The 7,254-nt window shown below is 65.3% G+C and carries 6 protein-coding genes; 2 read left to right on the top strand and 4 right to left on the bottom strand.

All coding sequences use genetic code 11. The annotated features are described in order from the left end of the window. Positions 1 to 205 precede the first annotated feature (205 nt). A complete protein-coding gene (locus HUU96_RS08490) occupies positions 206 to 2,431 on the bottom strand; it encodes a TonB-dependent receptor (RefSeq protein ID WP_254605138.1) in 2,226 nt (741 codons plus the stop codon). Positions 2,432 to 2,541: 110 nt separating this feature from the next. Then, positions 2,542 to 2,961 carry a hypothetical protein gene (locus HUU96_RS08485; protein ID WP_174292397.1) on the bottom strand — a complete coding sequence of 140 codons (420 nt, stop codon included), beginning with the start codon at positions 2,959 to 2,961 and terminating at the stop codon, positions 2,542 to 2,544. Between the two features lie 145 nt (positions 2,962 to 3,106). Here HUU96_RS08485 and HUU96_RS08480 point away from each other — a divergent pair, with 145 nt between their 5' ends. Together HUU96_RS08480 and HUU96_RS08475 are read left to right on the top strand one after the other, a co-directional pair. Continuing rightward, positions 3,107 to 4,273 (top strand): sensor histidine kinase, encoded by a 1,167-nt coding sequence (locus tag HUU96_RS08480; protein ID WP_174292396.1) that lies wholly within the window; start codon positions 3,107 to 3,109, stop codon positions 4,271 to 4,273. Beyond that, a complete protein-coding gene (locus tag HUU96_RS08475; RefSeq protein WP_174292395.1) occupies positions 4,270 to 5,091 on the top strand; it encodes a LytR/AlgR family response regulator transcription factor in 822 nt (273 codons plus the stop codon). Before HUU96_RS08480 ends, HUU96_RS08475 begins: the two co-directional genes overlap by 4 nt. Before the next feature lie 47 nt (positions 5,092 to 5,138). Here HUU96_RS08475 and HUU96_RS08470 read toward each other — a convergent pair whose 3' ends face one another. Further along, entirely contained in the window at positions 5,139 to 6,083 is a 945-nt protein-coding gene (locus tag HUU96_RS08470; RefSeq protein WP_174292394.1) for a hypothetical protein, read from the bottom strand. Positions 6,084 to 6,132: 49 nt separating this feature from the next. Then, a partial coding sequence (locus HUU96_RS08465) for an SAM-dependent methyltransferase (RefSeq protein WP_174292393.1) occupies positions 6,133 to 7,254 on the bottom strand: 1,122 nt, incomplete at its 5' end.

The raw sequence follows: 7,254 nt of genomic DNA, 5'->3' as shown, positions 1-7,254 counted from the left end.
CCCGCCGCTGGTGTGATCAACACGACCACGGCGCAGACATGCGCCCAGTATCGCTACTCGGCGTTCACCAACCCGAACACGGCGGCGGTGAACGTCACCCAATCGCTCTATGCAATCCGGGTGGGTGCTCGCTTCAGCTTCTGAGGCCAACCTTTTCGGGCCGACCAGGGCCGCCGCTTCCCACCGGGAGCGGCGGCCCTTTTCGTCATAGCGTCCAGTGCAGGTCCGCCTGGAAGCTGCGCTGCGGGAAGGGGTGGAACAGGAAATAGCGGTCGTTGTTGACGTTATCGATGCCGAGGCCGACCGTCAGGTGCCGCCCGGTCCTCACCTGCGCGCGCAGGTCGACGACCAGATATTTATAGAAGCCCTGATAGGTGTTGCCGACGATATCGACATTGTTGAGCGTCCCGTACATCCGGCTGGCATAGCGCCCCGCCGCCGTTAGCGAGAGGCCGTCGAGCGGTCGCCACGTTCCCACCAAGGTCGCCTTCCAGCGCGGCACCTGCGGCAGGGTGTGACCGACCGCTGCCGGGAACGCGGCATCGGCGCGGGTGGTGGCGTCGGCATAGGTGACGCTGCCCGACAGGTCGATACGCGGCACCACGTCGGTACGATCCGCCGACAGCTCGACCCCGCGGGCGCGGGTGCGGTCGACGTTCTGGACGAAGGTCGCGACAATCGTGGTGCCGTTGAGCGCCCCGCTCTGCGACAGGAGCGCGTCAGTCACGATCTCGTTGAACAACGCCAGCCGCGCGCCGCCATGCCCGTCCCGCTGCTCCAGCGCCAGTTCCTCCGACCGCGCCCGCTCGGGGCGCAGGTTGGGGTTGGGCACCGCCGGCACCGGCGTCGTCACGACCTGGTACAGCTCGCCCACCGTCGGGAAGCGCCACGCCTGCCCGGCCGACAGTCTCAGCGTCAGGCTCGGTGCCAGCGTATAGGCGAGCGTCGCCTTGGGCGAGAAGCGTGCGGCGTCGAGCGGCGGCTGGACGGTCGAGATCATCGGCGTCGTCGTCGTCGACACGTTGACGCCGTCATAGGCGCGCCACCATTCGTAGCGGCCGCCCAGCGTCAGCGTCAGCGGCGGCGCGATCCGCCACGCATCCTGCGCCCACACCGCCGCGGTCCGCGTCTTGCCGCGCGACTGCAGGATCAGCGCACCCTCGCCGCCGCCAATCCAGTCGGTGGTCGCGAACTGGTCGTTCTTCAGCACGAAGCGGTCGAGGTGGCCGCCGGCGCTCAGCACCGTCGTGCCGAGCGTCCAGGCCAGCTTGGCGTCGAAGGTCTGCCAGCCGGTGCCGTCCATCCGCGTGATCGTGCCCGGCCCGCCGTTGATGGCCGCCGGCAAAGCGCCGGTCGGCATCCGCTGCACGTCATGGGCATAGTCGTAGAGCGTGCCGATCACCTGCCAGTCGATCGTCCCCGCGCTGCCGGTGGCGGACAGGCTGTGCGACCATTGCCGCTCGTCAAGATCGTAATAGCCGCCGTCGAACGCGCTCGCCGCGAGCGTGTAGGTGTTGCCGGCGATCGCATAGGTGCCGGCATAGACCGGCTGGCCGGCAGCGGTATCGCGGACATAGCTCTCGACGCGGGCGTGCAGCGCATTCAAGAATAATCCGCCGACATAGCGCAGCTCGGTCGAGCCGAGGTCGAGCCCGAGCTTGAGCTTGAACCGGTCCTGCACCTGCTGAGGGATGGCGCTGGCCCCGATCACCTCGATCGGCGCGGCGGTGCGGTTGAGCGCTGCGACACCGCCGGTCGTCGCGATTGGTGGCGTTTTGGTCGTTGCCGGTGTGGCGGTGACGTACAGCAAGGCCTGGGCGAGGTTGTCGACCCGGTCGTAGCTGGCGAAGAACGAGAACGCGCCGATCCTGTCGCCGATCGTCGCCCCGACCTGCCGCGTCGGCAGCACCCGGTCGTCGCCATAGAAGCGGAACGTCTGGACGTTGCTGGCGAGGGTCACGGTCGCCTCCAGCTTCTGTGGCAGGCGGGTGGTGATGTTGACCACTGCGCCGATCGAGTTGCCCGGATAGGCGGCGGCGAACGGGCCGTAGAGAACGTCGATCCGCTCGACCTCCTCCGGCGAGATGATGCTCCAGCGCGGGGAAGCGGTGCCGTTGTTGTTGCCGATCAGCGCCGACAGCAGCGCGCCATCGGCATAGATCAGGCTGCGCGCGCTCGCCCCCAGCCCGCTGGTGCGGGTGGCGATCGGGGCCTGGGTGTCGCCGATGTTGCGCTTGCGGACGATCAGGCTGGGCAGGTATTTGAGCGTGTCCTCGATCGAGACCGCATTGATCCGGGTGGCGATCGCGGCAGCGTCGACGCTGGCGACCGAGCCGGGCGTGTCGTCGAGCGCGGCCTCGCGGCGCTGGCCGACGACGAGGACGTCGTCTTGGGAACGGTGCGAGGGTGCTTCCTGGGCGAGCGCGGGCATTGTGAGAACAAGCGATAAGGGCGCGCAGGCGAGCGCGCGGCAACGGAACGGCATGGGAGATCCTTCGGATGAACGTGAGGCGGCCCGCGCGGGAAGCGCGGGCGTGACGATCAGGCGAAGGCGGGTGGTCCGGTCGGCGGTGGCGGCGGGGCCGCAAGCCCCTGGCCGATGGCGACTGCCACACGTGCCGGAAGCGGCCGGTGACGCAGCACGACCGGCAGCGCCGGCGCGGGCAACGCCGCCAGGGTGAACGCCGCCGCTGCCGCTGCGAAGTCGCAGGGGTGATCGGGCGTGCCGTGGTGATGCTGCATCGGCGCATGCTGCATCGATGCACCGGGCTTCATCGCATGGGCCGACATGCTCATCGCCGGCATCGGCCCGTCGCCGTCGCACAGCGCGATCGCGATGCCATGCGGTCCGGCGACCGGCATCCATCCGGCCGGCACCAGCGCGCGAGCGAACAGCGCCGCCGCCACCAGCACCAGCAGCCAGCGGCGATAGACCGTCGAGAGGTGGCGTAAATCTGCCATCGCGGCCGCTGTGGGCGCGGGCGATCGCGGGCGCAAGCGGCCGATCGCCTGCCTCGCCAACTATCTGCCGAGCTGCCCCGCAGGAACGTCCGCCCCCGCACTCCGGGGCTTATCCCCAGCCGCCCGGGCGTGTAAAAGCAGGCCGATGGCTCCCCTGCCCGCCTCCGCCCACCTCCCTGCTACTACCCCGCCGCCGGCTGCGGTGTCGCTATCTGGGCGAGCGGTCGCCCCGCTCAACGTGCGGCCATTCTTCGAGAACAAGGCGCGCGCCTTCTGGGCGCTGCAGGCAGTCGGCTGGTCGGGCTATCTGGTGCTGCACGGCGTCTCCGCCATCTCCAGCGGCGTGTCGCTGCAGACCGCGATCCCGGTCGTCATTAACACCATCGTCGGCTATTGCATCACCCTGCTGCTGTCGACGCTCTACGGCTCGTACCGGCGCCTGCCGCGGGTCGCGGGCGTGCTGCTGACGATCGCGACGCTGTCGATCGCGACCCTGCTGTACGCGGTGCTCGACGCGTTTGCGTTCTCGTTCATCCGCATGGTGCCGTCGATCAACCTGCCGGCGGTGCTGGTTTATCTGTTCCTCGACTTCACGGTGCTGGCCGGCTGGTCGGCGCTGTATTTCGGGATCAACTTCTTCCTGATCGTCGAGGCGCAGATGGATCAGATGCAGCACCTCACCACCCAGGCATCGTCGGCGCAGCTGGCGATGCTGCGGTATCAGCTCAACCCGCATTTCCTGTTCAACACGCTGAACTCTATCTCGACCCTGGTGCTGCTCAAGCAGACCGAGCGAGCCAACGCGATGCTCAGCCGGCTGTCGTCGTTCCTGCGCTACACCCTCGCCAACGAGCCGACCGCGCACGTCACGGTGGCGCAGGAGGTCGAGACGCTGAAGCTGTACCTGGAGATCGAGAAGATGCGGTTCGAGGATCGCCTCCGCCCCGAGTTCGACATCGACCCGCGCGCCGAGCGGGCGCGGCTGCCGTCGCTGCTGCTGCAGCCGCTAGTCGAGAACGCGATCAAATATGCGGTGACGCCGCAGGAGGAGGGGGCGGAAATCTGCATCCGCGTCCGCCTGACCGGCGAGACGGTGCAGATCGAGGTCGCCGACACCGGTCCCGGCCCCAAGGAACGCCCGGCCGCGCCGAGCCTTTCAACCGGCGTCGGCCTCACCAATATACGGGAGCGTCTGACCCAGGCGTACGGACCCGAGGGGCGGCTCGACACCCGTGCCCGGCCGACCGGCGGCTTTTCGGTGGAGATCGAGATCCCCTACCAGCTCGACGACGTGAAGAGAGAGTTTGCATGACCATCCGCACCATCCTCGTCGACGACGAGCCGCTCGCCATCCAGGGACTGGAGCTGCGGCTGCAGCCGTTCGATGATGTCGAGATCGTCGCCAAATGCCAGAACGGCCGCGAGGCGATCAGCGCGATCAAGACCCACAAGCCCGACCTGGTATTCCTCGACATCCAGATGCCGGGCTTCGACGGCTTCTCGGTCGTTCAGGGGCTGATGGAGGTCGAGCCGCCGCTGTTCATCTTCGTCACCGCCTATGGCGACCATGCGCTGAAGGCGTTCGAGGCGCAGGCGGTCGATTACCTGATGAAGCCGGTCGACGAGGCACGGCTTGCCGACTCGCTCGACCGGGTGCGCAACCGCCTGGCCACCAAGCGCGGTGCCGAGGAGACGGAGAAGCTGAAGGAAGCGCTCGCCGAGCACGCGCCGGCGGCGGCGGCGGACATGGCCACCGACCGCGATGCCGGCATCGGCGGCGGTGAGGGCGTATCGGCGAACCGGTTCGAGAAGATGATCAACATCAAGGACCGCGGCCAGATCTTCCGCGTCGACGTCGACACCATCGAGCTGATCGAGGCGGCGGGCGATTACATGGTCATCAAGACCGGCGACAATTCGCTGGTCCTGCGCGAGACGATGAAGGACCTGGAAAAGCGGCTGGACCCCCGCCGCTTCCAGCGCATCCACCGCTCGACGATCGTCAACCTCGACCTTGTCCGGCAGGTGAAGCCGCACACTAACGGCGAATGCTTCCTGGTGCTGGGGTCGGGGAGTCAGGTGAAGGTGTCGCGGTCGTACCGTGATGTGGTGGCGCGGTTCGTTCACTAGAAATAGAGGCTGATCAGACACGATAGCCTTGATGGTTACCGAAAGCTTCAACCTGGAGGAATGAGTGAGTCAGTTCCACGTAGCGCGATCATCCAGGAGTATACCGCGTCTGTAACAAAAACGCGGAATACAGAAGGATCAACCTCTACTTTCTTTTTACCACCGACACATTCGGGTGTAAGACCTATGAGTGCTCTTTGTAGTCGCGTTTCTGATGAGCTATTAGCTTTACTACCAGAGTATTGCAGCGCGACTTCCGGATGCGCTTCAACAAGACAACTGACAACGGTCGTAAAAAGGCGCTCATCTTTAGCTCTGGACTTGTCAAAGCGCTCTTCTCGAATCCGAAAGCGGCTTACCACATCTGCCCTATTTAATTGAACAACGCTTAGCGTAAGGTTTTGTGTATACAACTCGATTACTTTTCCCACGATCGCGCCCCGATCGAAAAAGGCTTGGCAGATGGTACGATCTGCCACGGCGCGAACAAGCCTGTGGCTCTTGGGATCGAAAACTGGTTGGAAAGAGCCACGTGGATTGCAATCTCCAAAGAAGTTCTGGGATGCACCTGAGATAGGATTGAACCCGGGGTAGCAAGCGGAGTGGTTTTTGACGATACGATCCAGCGCGCTTGACCTGATGGGACTATTTGGCGGTGAGTCGACTAGCTGTCGTAGTAAAGGTGCGTCCTTTGCCTTGATACAGCGACTAAAAAACTGAGCTTCTGAGTTTGCTTGACGCGCCAAAATCGCTTCTTCTTGGAACTGCGATGACGCCTTTGACGTCACTGGATAATGCTCTTCTCGGGGAGCAGTGACCACAACGTCAGAGTTTTTAGATTGGCTAACGGGTTCCGCTCTGCCCTTCTTGTCCATGTCATCGATTGTACGACTAGCCTTTAGCGGCATACTCATCGACAGGCTGACAGCCGCAATGCAAAGCACGTTTGAAAATAGTGCAAACATCGCCGTTGCGACAAGTCTGGAACGCATGTGAAGATCTTTCCTCGGCTTCACTCACCATTTTGCTGCTTGAGCAGCCTCAATACAAGTCGGTTGTATTTACCCCCCGCAGCAGCAGCCCCGATGGCCCGGTCACCTTCTTCTGCGCCAGCGTCTGGAAGTCGCACAGGACGCCGCGCCAGAAGCCCATGCACGACAGCGCGAAATACAGCAGCCACAGGCGGGTGCGGGTCAGCCCGGCTTCGGCGACCGCCTCGTCACGCCGCGCATAAAGGCGCTCGCTCCACGCTTTGAGCGTCAGGTAGTAATCCTCGCGCATCGTCTCGACGCCGCGCACCTCGAAGCCCCAGCGTTCGAGGTTGGTCACGGTCAGGCCGATATAATCGAGCTCGCCGCCGGGGAAGATCCAGCGGTTGATGACCTTCATGTACGCCGTACGCCGGCGGAAGCGCGACAGGTCGCGGGTGGCGCGGCGCGTCGTCGCCTGGTGGAGATACAGCCCTGCGGGGGCGAGCAGCCGCCCCATCTGCGCGAAGAAGGTGTCGTGATTGTCGAGGCCGACATGCTCGAACATACCGATCTGGCTGATCGCGTCATAGCTCTCCGCCGTGTCCAGCGAGCGATAGTCGCGCAGCTCGATCGTGACGCGATCCTCCAGGCCTCGTTGGCGGACCCTCGCCCAAGCGGCGTCGTGCTGTGCTTGGCTGAGCGTCACGCCGTGGACGGTCGCGCCGAAATGCTCGGCGGCGTGGGCCGCGAGCCCGCCCCAGCCGCAGCCGATGTCGAGCAGGCGCTTGCCGGGCGCAAGCCGCAGCTTGCGGCAGGTGAGGTCGAGCTTGGCGTGTTGCGCGGCGTCGAGGTCCTGATCCCATCCCGAGAACACCGCCGAGGAATATTGCATCTCCTCGCCGAGGAAGAGCGCGTAGAAGGCGTTGGACACATCGTAGTGGAACTGGATCATCGCCTGGTCGTCGCGGCCGCGCCCGGCGATGCGGCGCACGCGGGCGGCGAAGCTCATCCCCGCGTCCGCGGGCTTGCGTGCGGTCAGGAACGGCAGGGCCGCGCGCAGGATGAGGCCGCGGTCGACGTTGCGCTTCAGCCCGACTGCCTTGAGGTGGTCCCAGCGGCCGAGCGCGTCGAGCGGGCTGGCCCCGACCACGTCGAGGTCGCCCGCCAGATACACCTCGACCAACGTCTCCAG

It is taken from the genome of Sphingomonas bacterium, from assembly GCF_903644135.1.
GTDB lineage: Bacteria > Pseudomonadota > Alphaproteobacteria > Sphingomonadales > Sphingomonadaceae > Sphingomonas.
This window is presented reverse-complemented; position numbering and strand designations above follow the sequence as displayed.

Coding starts and splice junctions, on each gene's coding strand:
- HUU96_RS08490 (WP_254605138.1), bottom strand. CDS start 2,431: ATGCCCGCGCTCGCCCAGGAAGCACCCTCGCACCGTTCCCAAGACGAC.
- HUU96_RS08485 (WP_174292397.1), bottom strand. CDS start 2,961: ATGGCAGATTTACGCCACCTCTCGACGGTCTATCGCCGCTGGCTGCTG.
- HUU96_RS08480 (WP_174292396.1), top strand. CDS start 3,107: ATGGCTCCCCTGCCCGCCTCCGCCCACCTCCCTGCTACTACCCCGCCG.
- HUU96_RS08475 (WP_174292395.1), top strand. CDS start 4,270: ATGACCATCCGCACCATCCTCGTCGACGACGAGCCGCTCGCCATCCAG.
- HUU96_RS08470 (WP_174292394.1), bottom strand. CDS start 6,083: ATGCGTTCCAGACTTGTCGCAACGGCGATGTTTGCACTATTTTCAAAC.